The sequence below is a fragment of the Verrucomicrobiia bacterium genome, assembly GCA_035495615.1.
In the GTDB taxonomy this organism is placed as follows: domain Bacteria; phylum Omnitrophota; class Omnitrophia; order Omnitrophales; family Aquincolibacteriaceae; genus DATJFP01.
Genome location: DATJFP010000026.1, coordinates 19,047 through 33,672 on the forward strand (window position 1 = coordinate 19,047; position 14,626 = coordinate 33,672).

Genomic DNA, 14,626 nt, shown 5'->3' on the forward strand with positions numbered 1-14,626 from the left:
TATTTTATGCCGGGCGGCAGGAAAATAAAGGCTTTTTTCAGGATCAAAAGACGGACAGCTTGCGGAAAAGATCGAGGCGCTCTTCAATGTCGGAGCGCTTGATGCGGCGCAGCTTTTCAAGCCCGAAATCTTCGACGGCAAAGGAAGCGACCATGCTTCCGTAAGCCGCGGCTTTTTTGATGGCTTCGAAGCTGACTTCGCCCTGAGACGCGAGATATCCCATGAGACCGCCGGCAAAACTGTCGCCCGCTCCCGTGGGATCAAAGACGCCGTCCAGCGGATACGCCGGAAGGGCAAAGAAAAGATTGTCCCCCAATATCAGGACCCCGTGCTCGCCTTTCTTGATAATGACGTACTGCGGCCCCCATTCCCGGATCTTCCGCGCGGCCTTGATCAGGTTCGCCTCGCCTGTCAGCTGGCGCGCCTCGCCGTCATTCAATACCATCGCATCGACGCGGGCCATCACCTTAAGAAGCGCATCGCGCTGGCTGTCGATCCAGTAATTCATCGTGTCCATGGCCACGAATTTGAGCCGGGGTTTTTCCAGCTGGTCCAGGACTTTTGCCTGCAGATGCGGATCGATGTTCGCAAGAAAAATAAACGGCGGCTTATTTTCGAATTTGAGCACCGGATCGAAACCCGTGAGCACGTTCAAATGGGTCTCGAGCGTTTTGGCCGAGTTCATGTCATGCTCGTAAAAGCCTTTCCAGGAAAACGTCTTTCCTTCGACGACCTGCAAATGGCTGAGGTCGATCGGATGCTCCTTGAGCACGGCGCGATATTCGTCGGGGAAATCCTTGCCGACCACGCCGACAAGCGCGACGGAAGTAAAAAAACTGGCGGCATAGGAGAAATAAGCCGCGGAGCCGCCGAAGACTTTTTCGCGGACGCCGAACGGCGTCTTGATGTTATCGATCGCGACCGTGCCGATGACTGCGAGAGAATTAGGCGACCGCGGTGTTTTCACGGCAAGCGTCGATTTGTTCGCAAAGCTTTTTTGTGGCTGCATAAACGTCCTCCGCGTCGAAGATGGCGCGGACCACGGCAAAACGCCGCGCCCCGCAGGAATAAACCGATGAAAGATTGGATGCGTCGATGCCCCCAATGGCGACAAAAGGCCGCGAAATCGCACGCGAAACTTCCCGGACAAGGCTCATACCGACCGGCTCGTACGCGGGTTTCGTCGGCGTCGAAAAAACGGGACCGACGCCGATGTAATCCACTTCTTCCGCCGCCGTACGAAGCGCCTGCTCGTAACTGTGCGTGGACTTGCCGAGAAACATTTCGGCGCCTGCCCTCCGCATCAAAGCGCTCACATCCGCGACCGGCATGTCGTCCTGGCCGATGTGAAGGCCGTCGGCCGACGTGGCAAGGGCAATGTCCAGGCGGTCATTCACAAAATAAAGTTTCCGGCAGCGGTCCGCGATTTCGCGGATCCGGCGCCCGCAGGCGACAAGCTCGCCGTCAGAGAGAGCCTTGGAACGCAGCTGCACGATGTCCGCGCCGCCGGCATAAGCCGCTTCCACCTTTTTGAAAAAAGAAACATCCCCCGCTTTGATGTCCGTCACCGCGTAAAGCCGGAAATTCCGGAACACTTCGCTTTTCCAACCGGTCATGGTCATTGGCCGCTTTTTTCCAGGATCTTGGTGATCACGTTCGTCGTGGAACGCCCCTTCAAAAACGTGATGCGTTTCACTTTGCCGCCCCAGCTTTTGACTTCAGGTCCGCCGACAATGTCCCCCGTTTTCCAATCCGCGCCTTTCACCAGGACATCGGGACGGATTTTGAGGATAAGGTTGATAGGCGTGGGTTCGCCGAAAAGGATGACGTTGTCGACACAGGCAAGCGCGGAGAGGACTTCGAGCCGGTCTTCCTGGGGATTCACGGGACGGGTCGGGCCTTTGTAAGCGCGCACGGAAGCGTCGTTGTTCACGCCGATGATGAGCACGTCACCCAGCGTGCGGGCTTTGGCCAGGTACCGGACATGTCCGGCGTGAAGGATGTCGAACGTACCGTTGGTGAACACGATCTTTTTGCGTTTGGCGCGGTACTTGGCGACGGTGCGGGCGAGCGAGGTCTCGGTGAGGATCTTCGGCCCGGCTTTCATGAACTCACGAACCGAAAAGCGTCGCTTCGACCACTTCCGAAACGGCATGCAGGCAGGTAATGTGCATTTCCTGGATGTGCGGGGTTTTGTCGGATTGGGCGCAGAAGCAGATGTCGGCGAACTTTTTCATTTGCCCGCCGCTCCGGCCCGTGAACGCAATCGTGACCAGCCCCTGAGCTTTGGCCTTTTCCATCGCCAGAAGCACGTTTTTGGAATTGCCACTCGTGGAAATCCCGATCAGGATGTCGCCTTTCTGGCCGAGGCCTTCCACCTGGCGGGCAAAAACGACTTCATAATTATAGTCGTTTGCCAGCGCGGTCAGGATGGACGAATCCGTGGTGAGCGCGATCGCGGGCAGGCTCCGTCTTTCCAGCTTGAAGCGCGCGATGAACTCCGCGGCAATGTGCTGGGAATCCGCCGCGCTTCCGCCGTTACCGCAAAGCAGCAGCTTGTTCCCGGAACGGAAGGCGCGCAGAATTTCTTTCGCGACTTTTTCCAGCACGGCCACATGCTCGGGAACGAACGTCTTTTCAACGGCGTCCCGGTGATCGTCAAGAATTTGTCCAAGGGGCTTGATCATGATTATCCGAAGAAGATGCTCGCCATTTCGTAAAAATCAGGCGGCACGGTTTTCAGCTTGCCCACGGCTTCCTGCAGGGAAACGTCGCCGATGTTGCGGCCCTGAAGGCTGACCATGTGGCCGAACTTCTCGAGCTTCACCAGCTCCACGGCCTTGACGCCGAAACGGGTGCCGAGCACGCGGTCAAACGCGGTCGGTGTGCCGCCGCGCTGGATGTGGCCGAGCACGGTGACGCGCGTTTCGAAACCGGTCTTCTTTTCGATGAGGTCGCCCAGCAGATTGCCCACCCCGCCGAGACGCACGTGGCCGAACTGATCGAGTTTTTCTTCCGCGACCACGTTCTGGTTCTTCATGTGTGCGCCTTCGGCGACAGCCACGATGCTGAACGTCTTGCCGCGGGCGTGGCGGCGCTTGATGAGGTCGCAGACTTTTTCGATGTCGATCGCAACTTCGGGAATCAGAATCACGTCCGCCCCTCCGGCAAGGCCGGCTTCCAGGGTGATCCAGCCGGCATGACGGCCCATGATCTCGACCACCATGACGCGGTTGTGCGATTCCGCCGTCGTATGAAGACGGTCGATGCATTCTGTGGCGATGTTGAGCGCCGTATCGAAGCCGAACGTGTAGTCGGTGGCGTTCAGGTCGTTATCGATGGTCTTCGGAACGCCTACGACGCGCACGCCTTCCTTATGAAGCCTGAAGGCCGCGCCGAGCGTGTCTTCGCCGCCGATCGCGATCAGGGCATGGAGATTGTTCTTTTCCATGGTCGCCTTGACCTTGGCAATGTCTTCGGGCTTTTTGCAGGGGTTCGTACGCGAGGTCCCGAGGATCGTGCCGCCTTTGGGAAGAATGCCGGAAACGGAGTTGTCGTCCAGGACGATGAAATCGCTCTCGAGCATGCCCCTCCAGCCGTAACGGAATCCGAGCGTCTTCCACTCGTCGCGCTGGGCCGCCTTCACCACCGCGCGGATTACTGCGTTCAATCCGGGGCAATCCCCGCCGCCTGTCAAAACTCCGATCTGCTTCATTTTCAAAACTCCTCCTTGAAATAATTAAGCCGAGATCACCTGGTCATTGCTGGCTTCAGTGTTCGGAAGTTCACCTTCATGGTCTTCTATTCTGATAACGTCGCAAATCACTTCGAGCCGGTTATCGGGCCCGAGAATTTTCCGCACGCGCTGGCCGACTTCGTCCTGGATTTCCGCCATGAGCTTGGGCACTCCGGCGCCGGACCAGAGTACGAGACGGATTTTGATCTCGAGATCCTTGCCGTGAATCATGGTCTTGATTTTCCCTTCCTTGACCATGTGAAAACGCTTGAGCGCCTTCTTGGCAATGTCTTCGACGGCGGTCACGGATACGATCATGGGCCCGATCTCGCTCTGGAAAATGATGGCGTCCGACTCGCGGCCCTTCTTCACGAGCATCTTGGAAAAAATAAGCCCCACGACGATGAAAAAAAGCCCGACAATTCCGGTTTGCACCGATTTCAACGGGCTGTCGTAAAGCTCGCGGATCTTGTAGATCGCGTCTTCCACGGAAAGCACGTGAAGGGCCACAATAATAAGAAGGCTTCCCAGCGTCAGGAAGGAAAAAATAGCGAAAATCTGGGCAAAGACATTGATGACTTTCATGGGATCACCCCGCTGCCGCGGCAGCTTTTCCTTCGGCGGCAGGCGCCTTCGCCGCGGGAGTCAGATAGGTATCGATAAAGTTGGTCGTCACGGCGCCCTGGCGGAAGCGCGGCCGATTGAGGATTTTCTCGTGGAGCGAAACCGTGGTTTTGATCGGCCCGATCTGCGTTTCTTTCAGGGCGCGGAGCATGATCTGAATCGCGTCATGGCGGTTTTTGCCGTGCGCGATGAATTTCGCGATCATGGAATCGTAATACGGCGGAATCGCATAGCCGGCATAGCCCTGGCTGTCGACGCGGAAATGCGGGCCGCCCGGCACCATCCACGTGGTGATCTTGCCCGGCGAAGGCCGGAAATCGTTGTCCGGATCTTCGGCATTGATGCGGCACTCGATCGCATGGCCGTTGATCTCGACCTTGTCCTGCGTCAGGCTCAATTTCTCTCCCGCCGCGATGTGGATCTGCTCCTTGACAATGTCGACGCCCGTCACCATTTCCGTCACCGGATGCTCCACCTGGAGCCTCGTGTTCATTTCCATGAAATAAAAATTATCTTCCGAATCGACGAGGAATTCAATGGTCCCGGCATTCTCATACTTGAACGTCTTGGCCGCCTTAATCGCAGCTTCGCCGATCTTACGCCGCAATTTCTGAGTCATGCCGGGCGCCGGAGACTCTTCGATCAGTTTCTGGTGACGGCGCTGCACCGAGCAATCGCGCTCCCCCAGGTGAATGATGTTACCACGGCTGTCCGCCATGATCTGAATTTCAATGTGCCGCGGGTCCTTCACCAGCTTTTCGATGTAAACTTCGCGGTTGCCGAACGCAGCTTCCGCCTCGGCCTGCGCCGTCAGAAATGCGCTGATCAGTTTGCCGTCATTGTGCGCGGGCTTAATGCCTTTCCCGCCGCCGCCGGCGGATGCCTTGAGGATGACCGGGTAGCCCATTTTCTTCGCCAGCCGAAGCGCCTCTTCCTGGTCTTTGATCGTGCCGCGGCTGCCGGGAATGATCGGAACGCCGGCCTTGCGCATTTCCTCGCGGGCCACAGACTTGTCTCCGGCCATGCGGATGCTTTCCGGCTTCGGCCCGATAAATTTGATCTGGCAGGATTCGCAGATCTCGGCAAAATGCGCGTTCTCAGCCAAAAAGCCATAGCCGGGATGGATGGCCTCGACGTCGGCGATTTCCGCCGCAGAGATCAGCGCGGGGATGTTCAGGTAGCTTTCCGAAGAAGGCGCTTCTCCGATGCAGATGGCCTCGTCCGCTAGCTTGACGTGGAGAGAATCCCGGTCGGCTTTGGAAAAAACGGCCACCGAATAAATGCCCATGTCGCGGCAAGCGCGGATGATGCGCACCGCGACCTCGCCGCGGTTGGCGATCATGATTTTATGAAACATAAACGGTCATTCCGTTGGACGGATGTTTTGTGAGGATCACGCTTTTTTGATCCTGAAAAGAGGCTGGTCGAATTCGATCGGGTCGCCATTGTCGACGAGAATTTCTTCGATTACTCCCGACACGTCGGACTTGATTTCATTCATCAGCTTCATCGCCTCGACGATGCACAGAACGTCCCCTTCCTTAATAGTCTGACCGACCGAAGCATACGGGGGCTGGTCCGGCGCCGGCGCCGAGTAAAAAGTCCCAACCATGGGCGAACGCACGAGAGTGCCTCCCATCGGCACTTCGGCGGAAGGAACGTCATGAACCTGGGCAGCGCCTCCTTCGTGACGGGGCGCGAATCCCCCCTGCGGCATCGCCATGGGCCGCTCCATCACGATCTGGCCGGCAATGTTCTTTCTGAGCTTGAGTTTCATGCCTTCTTTCTCGAGCTCGATTTCGCAAAGATCGTGTTCACGCATAAGGCCGAGTATTTCTTTGATCTCTTTAATATTCATCTGCTTCCCTACGGTTGCGGTGGAGAGTCCAAGTCGTTACGCAATAGCTAGTTATATTAGACAGTTTCCTCTCTTACGTCAAACGGAAACACACGGTTAGGCCAGGGGCGGTTCCTGGACCGCAGCTCCCATGCGGGAAATGGTCCCCGGCTTCAGCCCGCCCCTCATGGCAAAAACAAGGCCTGACGCGATGCCTGACCCGTAAATCAGGATGTTCATCAGCAGCGAATGCGCCAAGGCCATTTCCGACGGCATGTACATGGAAAAAAAGGCGATCGCGCCCGCCTCACGCACGCCAAGGCCGCCCAGCGACGGCGCCATGCTGGCCACGTTCACCATGGGAACCAGCATGAAGAAGACGATGGGGCTCAAATCCAGTTTCAGCGCCCTGGCCACCCAATAATACAGCATGATGAGCACAAACTGCCCTGCGATCGAGATCCCTACGCAGAACGCCAGAACCTTGCCATGAGCATGACAGCCGTGGATCGCGGAATAAAGCTTGCCGAGAATGTCGCGAATTTTATGCGACGGCACGAGAAAAGCGAATCGTTTGAAGAAAAAGGCCAGCCGCTCGTTCGCGAAACAAAACAGCATAACTGCGATCACGCCCAGGAACACGAAGGCTACATAGCCGATTCGTGGGTCAGGCAGTTCCCCTTTCAATTGGAGGCGTAAGATGGCCACCAGCGCAATCAAGCTGATCGCGGTTAGCCCGACAAGCCGGTCGACGAGAATGGCGGTCGCGGTTTCGATTTTTTTTCCTGAGTGCCTGTACGCATAGTAAAGCTTGGCCACATCTCCGCCCAATGCCGACGGCAGGAAGAGATTGAAAAAAAGGCCGACGACGCATAGATAAAAGGTTTGCCCGTAAGTCAGGATGACATCCTGGATTCGGAAGATTCGGTACAGCCGGTAGGCCATGATGACCTGCACGATCCAATAGCCCAAGGCTGCCACGCCTAGCCATTTCCAATCCACGTCCCCGCGGAGAATGGCAAAGGACTCGTTCAATTTGCCTCGGAGGAAATAACAAATGACGGCAAGGGCCCCGAGGCTCACGGCGATGCGAAGCAGCGGACCGGTAAGGAGTCGCTTCATGAATGCTGGACGAATTTGAGTTGAAGCTCCGGGAGCACGGCATTGAAAAAATCCGCTTCCTGAGCGCTTAGGTGGCTTTCAGTCTTTTGTTTGAGGGCAAGAAGAAGCTCGATGATCTCACGCGCCGCGGCAAGGTCCACGTTCGCGGGCGCTCCCGGCGGTCCCTGGATTTCACCGAGATGGAACATCACCTGATAAGCCAGCGAGTTCAAAAGCCCCATGAAAGCGGGCGATGTCTGGACTTGGGACTGCGTCTGGGGGCGCGATGCCGGTTTAGGCGGCGCAGATGCGGCGGGTTTGGATTGCGAAGGCGGGGGTGGGACTTCTTCCCCTCTGTCCTTGGCAACCTGATCCTTCCAGCTTTCGTCCACTTTCTTTTCCGAAAACCGGACGTCTTTTGGGTATTCCATTTACTCTCTCCCGTAATTGCTGCACATGACGTAAAAAAAGAGGTTCCTAGCCAGTGGGGATCGGTGGGCTAGGAACCTCTACAGGTGAGAAGAGACCAGGGGGTCTCTATGGACCAACAGATTTATCACGGGCAAGCAGAAAGTGTCAATCGAAAAGATTTATGACCGGAGGGACGGCAAAAGGCTAGAGCTTGACTTCGTTATCGGCCTTGAACTCGACACCAAGACCTAACTGCTTCTTGCGCAATTCTTTGCGGGTAATGATCCCCTTGAGATTGTATTCTTCCGGAAAGTTGGCGCTAGGATAGATATGGACCTCGACATCCATGCCTTTCATGTCATCGACCAGGGTGGCAAGGTTGTTGCCGATCTCCAGGTCCAGATATTCGGTGAACATGCCGCCTTCGCTGATGTTGGTCGCGATGGCCCGGGTCATGACGGTTTTCCCGTCTTTGAATTTGAGCTTTAATTCCACGGGAATGGCCACATGCATACGTTTGCTGCGGCGGCGTTCCATCTCGGTGCCGAGCGCCGGCTCGTCTTTGGTGTCGAGAAGGAATTCCTTGTCCTTCTCTTTCTCGAGAAGGAAAGGTCCGAAGTCTTCCGCCACTTCTTTTTCTGAGGCGCAAATCCTGACATTGCGCGGAACGTACGTGTCTTCAAGGCTGTGCAAAAGGCCGTCGGAAGCGCCATAAATAAGACTTTTTTGAGGACGGATGCAGGCTGCCAAAAGTTTACGGAGGCCCAGCGAATCAAGGAAGTCCACGTACTGGAGATTGATGATAATGCGCTGCAGGCGATGGCGCCGGATATTGCGCTGGATTTTTTCAGCCACTTCCTGGACGGTTTCCTGGGTGGGCTCGCCTTCTATATCAAACACACAAACGCTTCCGATTTCCCGAGTCGTGACTCTCAGCTTTGCCATGTGCTGGTCTTCCCTTTCGGGAAGCCTCCTTGTCGCGATACTGTGCAGGACTTTTCTCTAACTGTTAGAAAGATAGCTTACGTGTTGTAATTATGCAAATCAAATATCACTTTTTTTTAATTATTTATAGCATCTAGAGTTACAAAGAAATTCTAAGCATAAAACCTAAGTAATTTCATAGCATCCCCTGTCAATTTGAAGCGTATTTAGGAAGGTTATTTTCCCTTGTGAAAAAACTGCTAGTTTCCAAAAGGGCCGATTATTTTGCGGGTTTCTGAGGGCGAAGACGATTTAACAGATCGTGGAATTTTTTTTCAAATCCATTTTCGGTAGGGAAATAATATTGTTTGGACTGCGGCATGTAGGATTGCTTGACCACGTTCCCTGGATAATCATGGGGATAAAGGTAGCCTTCGCCGTGTCCGAGGCGGGCCGCGCCTTTATAATGAGTGTCACGCAAATGCTGCGGCACTTCTTGGGCCGGTTCTTTTTTGACATCCTCCAAGGCATTACCGATGGCCATGTAACTGGCATTACTCTTGGGACACGAGGCAAGGTAGGTGACAAGCTGGCCCAGGATGATTTGCGCTTCGGGCATGCCGACGAATTCGACGGCATGCATTCCCGCGGATGCAAGGACCAAGGCCTGCGGATCGGCATTGCCAATGTCCTCACTGGCCAGAATGAGCAGACGGCGCACAATAAAACGCGGGTCTTCGCCCGCATAAAGCATCTTGGCCAGCCAGTAAACCGCCGCGTCGGGATCCGAGCCCCGGACGCTTTTGATGAATGCGCTGATCGTATCGTAATGATAATCCTCGTCGTGATCGTAATACACGACTTTGCGCTGGCAGCTCTCCTCCGCCGCGCCAAGATCGATGACGATGACGCCCGCTTCGTTCTTCGGCGTAGTCAGGACCGCCACTTCCAGAGAATTCAGAGCCCGGCGCGCATCGCCGGAAGCCATGCCGACCAGATGCCTCAGCGCGTCTTCGTCCGCTCGAATCTTCAAATGGCCATAGCCTCTTTCGGGATCGGCAATCGCGCGTTTCAAAAGTTTAATGAGATCCGCTTCTTCAAGGGGCCTTAATTCAAAAAGAAGCGAACGCGACAAAAGCGGGCCGTTCACGGAAAAGGAGGGATTGTGCGTCGTGGCGCCGACAAGAATGATCGTTCCATTCTCCACGTCCGGCATGAGAACGTCCTGCTGGGCTTTGTTGAAGCGGTGGATTTCGTCGACAAAAAGCACGGTCCTCTGCTTCGAAGCCCGCCGCCGCGCATCCTCGATGGCCTTTCTCAATTCCGCGACATTGGAGGTCACGGCATTGACGGCGACGAAATGGGCATTGCTGAGCCGTGAAATGAGACGCGCGAGCGTTGTTTTTCCGCATCCGGGAGGACCGTAAAAAATAGCGGAAACGAGACGGTCGGCTTGAAGCGTACGGCGCAGCAGTTTCCCCTCGCCTAAAAGGTGGGCTTGTCCGACGACTTCGTCCAGCGTCCGCGGACGCATGCGGGCGGCCAAAGGAGCATTGGGCGAAAGCTCGGAGGAAGCAGACGGCTTGTCCTCGCCGAAGAGGTCTTCCGAATCCATGGAGGAATCTCCGTTTTCCGGGGGCTATTGAAAAGTGGCCTGAAACTTTTGGGCCACGTTCGAAGCGATCTGCGCGTGAAGCTCTTGAATGTCTTCGGAAACGAGGGTTTTCTGGTCGGACTGGTAGGTGACCCGAAACGCCATGTTTTTGGAGCCGGCAGGAATCCTTCCGCCGCGGAAAATATCGAAGACGCCGACATCCACGATCAGCCCTTCTCCGTGCGAACGAATTTCCTCGATGACTTCGCCGGCATGCACGCTTTCCGCCACAACGACAGCCAAGTCGCGCCGGATCGCCGGGAAACGCGGCAGCGGCTTGAAAGAAGCCACGGCGTGCGTCCGGCATTCCAGGATTTTTTCCAGCGAGATCTCCGCGAAATAGACGCCCTTTTCAAGGCCCCATTCACGAATGAGAAACGGTGCCGCTTTTCCCAGGCGCCCCAGGGTCTTCCCGCCTGCCATTATCTCTTCCGAAGTCTCCGCGGCAAAAAAAGGCCAAGGCCGCGGCGCAAAACTGACGCCTCCGATGCCAAGGCGTTCGAAATAAACCTGCAGAATCCCTTTAAGATCATAGAAACCCGCTTCGCATTCCGGGTCGCGCCAATTCTTTTCCTTAAAAACGCCCGAAAGCGCGAGCGCCAGGTGCCTTTCTTCTTTCACTTTTTTGGGACCGCTCAGCTGATAGGTATTAGCGATCTCGAAAAAAGCCGCGCCAAGCGCGGAGTGATCGTAATTGCGGCGGATCACCGTGAGCAGGCTCGTCAGCATGGAAGGCCTGAGCCAGCGCAGTTCTTTATGCTGCGGATTTTCGACCACCACGGCATTTTTGAGCTCTTCTTCTGGAAATCCGCGATTGGAGATCAAGCTGAACGTCACGCTTTCATAGAGACCGCTGGCCGCCAGGACTTCCCGCGTGCAGTGTTCGAAAGACGGCAAAGGATTTTCTTCGAACGTAAGCGGCGCGCGCACCGGCAGCGTCGAAGGGATCTGGTCGTATCCGTAAATGCGGGCGAATTCCTCGACAAGATCCACAGGCGTCAGGATGTCCGACCTGAAGCTCGGCACTGTCACCTCCCAAGACTGCAACGTGGATTTGACTTCAAATCCGAGCCGGGCAAAAATGGCCGTGACCGCATGCGATTTGATTTCCATGCCGAGAATCCGGGTCAAATCCTGCGCGGCCAAATGCACCTTGGTGCCGGTCATTTTGGGAAGCGTTCCCATTTTCAGAATTGTGCTGACGAAACGCGGCTTCGCATACCGCTTGATGAGCAGCAGCGCGCGCTGGCGCGCGTAGTCCACGCCGGCCGGATCCACACGGCGCTCGAAGCGGTAGGACGATTCGCTCGAAATCTTGTGGGCCCGCGCGCTCTGGCGGACAAAGCGCGGGTTGAAGTAAGCGGATTCGAGAAAAATATTGCGGGTGCGCTCGTTGACTTCGGAATCCTTGCCGCCCATGATGCCGGCGAGAGCCACGGGCACGTTGGCATCCGCGATGACGACGTCCTGCGGCGTCAGCGCCAGCACTTTACCGTCGATGGCCGTGAATTTTTCTCCGGGCTTGGCGCGGCGCGCCTGGATTTCCTTGCCCTTCAGCAGATCGGCGTCGAAGGCATGCAGAGGCTGGCCGGTTTCCAGCAGCACATAATTGGTGATGTCGACAATGACGTTGATCAGGCGGACGCCGCAGGCCTCGAGCCTTTCCCGGATAAAGTCCGGCGTTTCTGCCATTTCAATGCCTTCGATGACAACTCCGGAATAATAAGGGCAGCCCTCGGGATCTTTGAGATTGACCTTCCAGCCCGAAAGCTGGTGCGTGTCGTGCGTCTCGATTTCCGGAAGCTTCAGCGGCAGGTTTTCGACCGCCGCGATTTCCCGCGCAACGCCGATATGCGAAAGCCAATCCGGACGGTTTGACGTGATTTCAATTTCGAACAGCGAGTCTTTTTTGTTCGCGGCCGGATGAATCCCCTTCACTTCCAGTCCGCCCATGGTGAGCTTGTCCGCCACGCTTTCGAGCGGCGGCTTGTAGCCGACATAGTCTTTGAGCCAAACGGTGCTGACCTTCATCAGAATTGCCTCAGGAAACGGACGTCGTTTTCATAGAAATGGCGGATGTCGTCGATGCCGTGGCGAAGCATGGCGATGCGCTCCACGCCCAGGCCAAAGGCGAAACCTTGGACCTGCTTGGGATCGTAGCCCACGGCCTCAAAAACTTTGGGATTCACGCTGCCTGCGCCGAGGATTTCCAGCCATCCTTTTTTGGACCAGCTGATGTCGATTTCTACACTCGGCTCGGTGAAAGGAAAAAAGTGCGGACGGAACCGGATCTTGGTTTTCTTGCCAAAAAGCTCCTGCAGAAAAAGGTAGAGCACGCCTTTCAAATCGCTGAAGGTCGTCTGCGTGTCGACCATCAGGCCTTCGATCTGATGGAACATGAAGGAGTGGCTGGCATCCACGGTGTCGGGCCGGTAAACGCGGCCGGGTGCGATGATCTTGAGCGGAGGCTTGCGCGACTCCATGACGCGGATCTGCACGGTCGAAGTCTGGGAACGGAGCAAATGGCCGCTCTCGGTATAAAAGGTATCGAAAGAATCGCGGGACGCGTGCTCGAGCGGGATGTTGAGGGCCGTGAAATTGTGGAATTCGGTTTCCACTTCCGGGCCGCAGACAATTTCGAAACCGAGCCGTTTGAAGATGGCTGTGATCTCGGCAATGGTCTGGGAAATCGGATGGATCCTGCCGAGCGCGGGCCTTAACCCCGGAAGCGACGGATCGAATGCCGGTTCATTGGCTCCGATTTTAGGCGCGTCGACCAGAGAGTCCTGGCGCGTACTGAAGGCGTTCTCGAGAAAATCTTTGACGCGGTTGATCTCGCGCCCGAACTCTTTGCGCTCTTCGGGCGGGAGATCCTTCATGCGCTGCATCAGATCCGTGAGCCTTCCCTTTTTGCCCAGATAGGCAATCCGGAATTGCTCAAGCTCTTCGCGGCTTTTGATCTTCCCGAGATCGGTCTTCGCCTGGTCTTCGAGCGTGGATACGAGTTCCTTCATCGGCATGTCCTGAAGCATCAAGTTTCTTCCGCGTGGAGGGACCTCGGAGAGGACCGGATCCTATTTGGAAGCGGCGCCCGCGGTCATCTTTTCTTTACCGACGGCGAGCTCCATGATGGTACGGAAGGCTTCTTCGTCGCGAACCGCGATTTCGGCCAGGCTTTTCCGGTCGAGAGCGATGTTCGCCTTCTTCAAGCCTGCGATAAAACGCGAATAGCTCACGCCGAACTCCCGGCAGGCCGCGTTGATGCGGACCGTCCAGAGCCTGCGGAATTCACGTTTGCGCACGCGGCGGTCACGCGCCGAAAAACGGATGGCGCGCATGACGGTTTCTTTGGCCGAACGGATAAGCTTCCTGCGTCCGCCCCAGAAACCTTTGGCCCTCTTCAGAATTTTGTTCCGGCGCCTTCTCGACGCGGGATTATTAGTAGCTCTTGGCATTCAAAACTCCTTTCATGGAATGATAAATTTCACTGGCCCTTAAGGCCGTAAGGCATGGACCATTTCACACGGTGCGCGTCCGACTTATCGACGGCGTGCCATCCTCTGTTCTGGCGTTTTTTCTTGGATGTGCGGTCCCCAAGAAGATGCCGCTTCAAGGCTTTCGACATCAACACTTTTCCGTTTTTGGTAACCCGGAACCGTTTTTTAACAGCTTTGCACGTCTTCATCTTTGGCATTGTCGTTTCCTCTATTCTTGTGAATTTGTACCGGCATTGGCATCTTGATTTGCCGCGGCCTTTTTGCCCGTCGCGGGTTTCGCCGCGAAGTAAATCAGAAAGGCGTTACCTTCCAGACCTTCGTTACGCTCGACATCAGCGATATCGGAGATGTCCTGAATGAATTTTTGAATGATCCGATCGCCCAATTCCTTGTGCGTAATTTCTCTTCCGCGGAAGATCAGGGTCAATTTCACCTTGTCGCCGTTCTCGATGAACTTACGGCTGTTGCGGAGCTTGGTCTGGTAATCATGCTCCTCGATCTTGGGCGTCATCTTCACTTCTTTGATGTGGATGACTTTTTGCTTCTTCCGCGCCTCTTTTTCCTTCTTATCGAGCGAGTACACGTATTTGCCCAGGTCCATGAGACGGCAAACCGGAGGCTTCACGTTAGGTGCCACTTCCACCAGATCCAGGCCTTCTTCTTCCGCCTTGAGCAGGGCGTCCCGCGTGGCAACAATGCCGAGCTGCGAACCGTCGGAGCCGATGAGGCGCACTTCCGGAACGCGGATTTGATTATTAGCCCTGATTCTTGTCTTGGAATTGGTGTTCAATGAACCTCCATCATGGTTAAAAGGTTGCAAAATCCTATCATAATCCCCCGTA

Annotated in this window: 17 protein-coding genes; all 17 read right to left on the bottom strand. The window is 55.7% G+C overall.

The features are described from left to right. Nucleotides 1-43: 43 nt before the first annotated feature. Entirely contained in the window at nt 44-1,009 is a 966-nt protein-coding gene (locus VL688_03050) for a PfkB family carbohydrate kinase (protein ID HTL47021.1), read from the bottom strand. Next, on the bottom strand, nt 945-1,622 hold the full coding sequence (thiE, locus tag VL688_03055) for a thiamine phosphate synthase (protein HTL47022.1): 678 nt from the start codon (nt 1,620-1,622) through the stop codon (nt 945-947). The genes VL688_03050 and thiE overlap by 65 nt, the downstream gene beginning before the upstream one ends. Beyond that, nucleotides 1,619-2,107: a D-glycero-beta-D-manno-heptose 1-phosphate adenylyltransferase gene (gene rfaE2 / locus VL688_03060; GenBank protein HTL47023.1), complete on the bottom strand. Its 489-nt coding sequence runs from the start codon at nt 2,105-2,107 to the stop codon at nt 1,619-1,621. The genes thiE and rfaE2 overlap by 4 nt, the downstream gene beginning before the upstream one ends. 4 nt (nt 2,108-2,111) lie before the next feature. After that, nucleotides 2,112-2,687, bottom strand: coding sequence for a D-sedoheptulose 7-phosphate isomerase (gene gmhA, locus VL688_03065; protein ID HTL47024.1), 576 nt, complete (start codon nt 2,685-2,687; stop codon nt 2,112-2,114). 2 nt (nt 2,688-2,689) lie between these two features. Then, nucleotides 2,690-3,715, bottom strand: a complete 1,026-nt coding sequence (locus VL688_03070) for an ATP-dependent 6-phosphofructokinase (protein HTL47025.1) — start codon at nt 3,713-3,715, stop codon at nt 2,690-2,692. A 24-nt stretch (nt 3,716-3,739) separates the two neighbouring features. Beyond that, the gene (locus VL688_03075; protein HTL47026.1) at nt 3,740-4,321 is read right to left on the bottom strand and encodes a hypothetical protein; all 582 of its coding nucleotides are present in this window, start codon (nt 4,319-4,321) and stop codon (nt 3,740-3,742) included. Nucleotides 4,322-4,325: 4 nt separating this feature from the next. Then, nucleotides 4,326-5,717 (bottom strand): acetyl-CoA carboxylase biotin carboxylase subunit, encoded by a 1,392-nt coding sequence (gene accC, locus VL688_03080; protein ID HTL47027.1) that lies wholly within the window; start codon nt 5,715-5,717, stop codon nt 4,326-4,328. 36 nt (nt 5,718-5,753) lie between these two features. Beyond that, nucleotides 5,754-6,218 (bottom strand): acetyl-CoA carboxylase biotin carboxyl carrier protein, encoded by a 465-nt coding sequence (gene accB / locus VL688_03085; GenBank protein ID HTL47028.1) that lies wholly within the window; start codon nt 6,216-6,218, stop codon nt 5,754-5,756. 96 nt (nt 6,219-6,314) lie between these two features. Further along, nucleotides 6,315-7,319, bottom strand: coding sequence for a lysylphosphatidylglycerol synthase transmembrane domain-containing protein (locus tag VL688_03090; GenBank protein ID HTL47029.1), 1,005 nt, complete (start codon nt 7,317-7,319; stop codon nt 6,315-6,317). After that, nucleotides 7,316-7,729 carry a DUF1844 domain-containing protein gene (locus VL688_03095; protein HTL47030.1) on the bottom strand — a complete coding sequence of 138 codons (414 nt, stop codon included), beginning with the start codon at nt 7,727-7,729 and terminating at the stop codon, nt 7,316-7,318. Before VL688_03095 ends, VL688_03090 begins: the two co-directional genes overlap by 4 nt. 184 nt (nt 7,730-7,913) lie before the next feature. Next, nucleotides 7,914-8,654 carry an STAS domain-containing protein gene (locus VL688_03100; GenBank protein ID HTL47031.1) on the bottom strand — a complete coding sequence of 247 codons (741 nt, stop codon included), beginning with the start codon at nt 8,652-8,654 and terminating at the stop codon, nt 7,914-7,916. A gap of 259 nt (nt 8,655-8,913) precedes the next feature. Beyond that, nucleotides 8,914-10,248 (bottom strand): replication-associated recombination protein A, encoded by a 1,335-nt coding sequence (locus tag VL688_03105; GenBank protein HTL47032.1) that lies wholly within the window; start codon nt 10,246-10,248, stop codon nt 8,914-8,916. Between the two features lie 24 nt (nt 10,249-10,272). Continuing rightward, on the bottom strand, nt 10,273-12,318 hold the full coding sequence (gene pheT / locus VL688_03110) for a phenylalanine--tRNA ligase subunit beta (protein ID HTL47033.1): 2,046 nt from the start codon (nt 12,316-12,318) through the stop codon (nt 10,273-10,275). Then, nucleotides 12,318-13,301, bottom strand: coding sequence for a phenylalanine--tRNA ligase subunit alpha (gene pheS / locus VL688_03115; GenBank protein ID HTL47034.1), 984 nt, complete (start codon nt 13,299-13,301; stop codon nt 12,318-12,320). The genes pheT and pheS overlap by 1 nt, the downstream gene beginning before the upstream one ends. A 60-nt stretch (nt 13,302-13,361) precedes the next feature. Continuing rightward, the gene (gene rplT / locus VL688_03120) at nt 13,362-13,742 is read right to left on the bottom strand and encodes a 50S ribosomal protein L20 (GenBank protein HTL47035.1); all 381 of its coding nucleotides are present in this window, start codon (nt 13,740-13,742) and stop codon (nt 13,362-13,364) included. Between the two features lie 29 nt (nt 13,743-13,771). After that, nucleotides 13,772-13,981 (bottom strand): 50S ribosomal protein L35, encoded by a 210-nt coding sequence (gene rpmI / locus VL688_03125; protein HTL47036.1) that lies wholly within the window; start codon nt 13,979-13,981, stop codon nt 13,772-13,774. 11 nt (nt 13,982-13,992) lie between these two features. Continuing rightward, nucleotides 13,993-14,574, bottom strand: coding sequence for a translation initiation factor IF-3 (infC, locus tag VL688_03130; protein HTL47037.1), 582 nt, complete (start codon nt 14,572-14,574; stop codon nt 13,993-13,995). Nucleotides 14,575-14,626 lie beyond the last annotated feature (52 nt).

Coding starts and splice junctions, on each gene's coding strand:
- rfaE2 (HTL47023.1), bottom strand. CDS start 2,107: ATGAAAGCCGGGCCGAAGATCCTCACCGAGACCTCGCTCGCCCGCACC.
- rpmI (HTL47036.1), bottom strand. CDS start 13,981: ATGCCAAAGATGAAGACGTGCAAAGCTGTTAAAAAACGGTTCCGGGTT.
- thiE (HTL47022.1), bottom strand. CDS start 1,622: ATGACCATGACCGGTTGGAAAAGCGAAGTGTTCCGGAATTTCCGGCTT.
- accB (HTL47028.1), bottom strand. CDS start 6,218: ATGAATATTAAAGAGATCAAAGAAATACTCGGCCTTATGCGTGAACAC.
- VL688_03070 (HTL47025.1), bottom strand. CDS start 3,715: ATGAAGCAGATCGGAGTTTTGACAGGCGGCGGGGATTGCCCCGGATTG.
- VL688_03095 (HTL47030.1), bottom strand. CDS start 7,729: ATGGAATACCCAAAAGACGTCCGGTTTTCGGAAAAGAAAGTGGACGAA.
- VL688_03050 (HTL47021.1), bottom strand. CDS start 1,009: ATGCAGCCACAAAAAAGCTTTGCGAACAAATCGACGCTTGCCGTGAAA.
- VL688_03075 (HTL47026.1), bottom strand. CDS start 4,321: ATGAAAGTCATCAATGTCTTTGCCCAGATTTTCGCTATTTTTTCCTTC.
- pheS (HTL47034.1), bottom strand. CDS start 13,301: ATGAAGGAACTCGTATCCACGCTCGAAGACCAGGCGAAGACCGATCTC.
- rplT (HTL47035.1), bottom strand. CDS start 13,742: ATGCCAAGAGCTACTAATAATCCCGCGTCGAGAAGGCGCCGGAACAAA.
- VL688_03090 (HTL47029.1), bottom strand. CDS start 7,319: ATGAAGCGACTCCTTACCGGTCCGCTGCTTCGCATCGCCGTGAGCCTC.
- pheT (HTL47033.1), bottom strand. CDS start 12,318: ATGAAGGTCAGCACCGTTTGGCTCAAAGACTATGTCGGCTACAAGCCG.
- VL688_03105 (HTL47032.1), bottom strand. CDS start 10,248: ATGGATTCGGAAGACCTCTTCGGCGAGGACAAGCCGTCTGCTTCCTCC.
- accC (HTL47027.1), bottom strand. CDS start 5,717: ATGTTTCATAAAATCATGATCGCCAACCGCGGCGAGGTCGCGGTGCGC.
- VL688_03100 (HTL47031.1), bottom strand. CDS start 8,654: ATGGCAAAGCTGAGAGTCACGACTCGGGAAATCGGAAGCGTTTGTGTG.
- gmhA (HTL47024.1), bottom strand. CDS start 2,687: ATGATCAAGCCCCTTGGACAAATTCTTGACGATCACCGGGACGCCGTT.